The following is a 2,120-nucleotide window of genomic DNA, read 5'->3' as shown; positions in this document are numbered from 1 at the left end:
CGGGACGTCCTCGTCGGCGGTGCCGCCGACGAGGACGTCCCGGCCGGGGCCTCCGTCGAAGTCGACGGGGATGTTCAGATCCGCCCCGGCCGCGAGCCGGTCGTCCCCGTCGCCGCCGTCGGCGTGGATGTCGGTGATGTCGGCGATCGCTCCGCAGGTCGCCGTGGTCGGGCTGGTCTGGGTGCAGCCGGGGCCCGCGGTGATGCCGCCCGGGTCGGACACCCGCAGGAGGGGGGCGGTGGCGACGTAGAAGGTGACCCGGTTGGCCGCACCCGCCACCGGTACGAACGTGACGGTCCCACCGGAGCGGCTGACCGTACCGGTGCCGGAGGCGGGGTCGGGGCACGCCACCGCGGGGGTCGCGGACAGCAGGGGAACGGCCAGTGCGGCGGCCAGTGCGGGCACGATGACGCCACGGCGCCCACGGTCGGTACGCGAAAGCATTCCTGACTCCCATCCAGATGTCCGAAATCTCACGGAATGCACTCTTGGTGGACTGTCAGGTGCTGTCAAACGCAGACGCCCCCGCCCCCGGGTTCCTCCGGGGGCGAGGGCGGGGCCGAACGGCGGTGTCAGCCCTCCTCGGGCTCCAGGCGCAGGGAGATCGAGTTGATGCAGTAGCGCTGGTCCGTCGGGGTCGGGTAGCCCTCGCCCTCGAAGACGTGGCCCAGGTGGGAGCCGCAGCGGGCGCAGCGGACCTCCGTGCGGATCATGCCGTGGGAGGTGTCCGCGACGAGCTCGACGGCGGAGCTGTCCTTCGGGTCGTAGAAGGACGGCCAGCCGCAGTGCGACTCGAACTTCTCGTTCGACGTGAAGAGCTCCGCCCCGCAGGCGCGGCAGGAGTAGACGCCCTTCGTCTTCGTGTCGGTGTACTCACCGCGGAACGCGGGCTCCGTGCCGGCCAGCCGGAGCACCTGGTACTCCGACGGGGTCAGCTGCGCCTGCCACTCCTCGTCCGGCTTCTCGACCTCGTACGCCATCGTTCGTCCACTCCCTCAGTTCGACAGGCGGGCGAGGATCTTCGGACCCAGGTCCGTGACGTCGCCCGCGCCCATCGTGAGAACGAGGTCGCCGGGGCCCGCCATTCCCGCGATCACGTCCGGGACGGTCTCCTTGTCGTGGACCGGCGTGACGTCGGCGCCCGCGGTGACCGCCGCGTCGATGATCAGGGCGCTGGTGATGCCCGGGATCGGGTCCTCGCGGGCCGGGTAGATGTCGAGGACGACGGAGGCGTCCGCGAGGGCCAGCGCGTCACCCATCTCCTTGCCCAGCTCCTGGGTGCGGGAGAAGAGGTGCGGCTGGAAGACGACGAGGAGGCGGGAGGCGCCGGCGGCGCCGCGCATGGCCTCCAGGTCGGCGGTCATCTCGGTGGGGTGGTGCGCGTACGAGTCGATCACCTGCACGCCCTTGGCCTCGCCCTTGAGCTGGAGGCGGCGGCCGACACCGGTGTACGCGGTGAGGGCCTGGGCCAGCTCGGCCGGGTCGATGCCGACGCGGGCGCCGGCGGCGAGGGCCGCGGCGGCGTTGTGCGCGTAGTGGCGGCCGGGGACGGAGACGGTGAAGGTGTGCTCGACGCCGTCGAGGAGGACCGTCACCTCGCTCTTCATCCCGTTCGGGACGATCTTGAGGATGCGGGCGTCGGAGTCCTCGGACTCGCCGACGGTGATCACGGAGAGGCCCTCGCGGTCCGCGACCCGGCGGGCCAGCTCGCGGGCTCCCGCGTGCTCGCCGACGACCAGGGTGCCGCCGGGGCGGATCTTGGCCGTGAAGGCCTCGAAGGACTCGTAGATCTCGTCCATGGAGGCGTAGTTCGCGTGGTGGTCCAGCTCGACGTTGAGGACGATCGCGACCTCGGGGTCGTACTTCTGGAAGCTGCGGTCGCTCTCGTCGGCCTCGGCGACGAAGACCTCGCCGGAGCCGTGGCGCGCGTTGGTGCCGGGACCGTTCAGGTCGCCGCCGATCGCGTACGAGGGGTCGAGGCCGAGCTCGGTGAGGGCGACGGCCAGCATGGAGGTGGTGGTCGTCTTGCCGTGCGTACCGGCGACGGCGATCGCGCGCAGGCCGTCCATGAGGGAGGCGAGCGCGTCGGAGCGGTGGACGACGGGGATGCCGAGCTCGGC

2 protein-coding genes and 1 pseudogene are annotated in these 2,120 nt (G+C 71.8%); all 3 read right to left on the bottom strand.

Annotated elements, in window-relative coordinates:
• Positions 1 to 444: pseudogene (locus CCN56_RS39405) on the bottom strand (hypothetical protein); the annotation flags it as partial.
• Between the two features lie 128 nt (positions 445 to 572).
• On the bottom strand, positions 573 to 980 hold the full coding sequence (msrB, locus tag CCN56_RS39400) for a peptide-methionine (R)-S-oxide reductase MsrB (protein ID WP_041131793.1): 408 nt from the start codon (positions 978 to 980) through the stop codon (positions 573 to 575).
• A gap of 15 nt (positions 981 to 995) precedes the next feature.
• Positions 996 to 2,120: UDP-N-acetylmuramate--L-alanine ligase (murC, locus tag CCN56_RS39395; RefSeq protein ID WP_086832402.1), on the bottom strand; the 1,125-nt coding region annotated here is incomplete at its 5' end.

Source organism: Streptomyces sp. NRRL B-24572, assembly GCF_002156145.1.
Taxonomy (GTDB): Bacteria; Actinomycetota; Actinomycetes; order Streptomycetales; family Streptomycetaceae; genus Streptomyces; species Streptomyces vietnamensis.
The sequence above is the reverse complement of the archived record's forward strand: the minus strand, read 5'-3'. Positions and strand labels throughout refer to the sequence as shown.